1 protein-coding gene is annotated in these 205 nt (G+C 66.8%); it reads left to right on the top strand.

Features of this window, described 5'->3' with window-relative positions:
• On the top strand, positions 1–205 hold a 205-nt coding region (locus NR201_RS22665), incomplete at both ends, for a hypothetical protein (RefSeq protein WP_256850208.1).

Here is a 205-nt window from a genome sequence, read left to right as displayed (position 1 = left end):
ATCCGGCGGGCGTGGACGCCAAAGACGTCGTGGTGGAAGCCACCGACGAGGCGGGCAACAGCAACAGCGTTGTGATCAACGGCCCCGGCGACAGCACGCCGCCGGATAACCAGACCTCAGGCCTGGTCATCGACAGCATCACCCTGACGGACGACGTCGGTGCGATCACCGGCGAGATTGCCAGCGGCTCGGTCACCGACGACGC

The organism is Pantoea sp. Fr-CA_6 (assembly GCF_024520895.1).
In the GTDB taxonomy this organism is placed as follows: Bacteria; Pseudomonadota; Gammaproteobacteria; order Enterobacterales; family Enterobacteriaceae; genus Pantoea; species Pantoea agglomerans.
The sequence above is the reverse complement of the archived record's forward strand: the minus strand, read 5'-3'. Positions and strand labels throughout refer to the sequence as shown.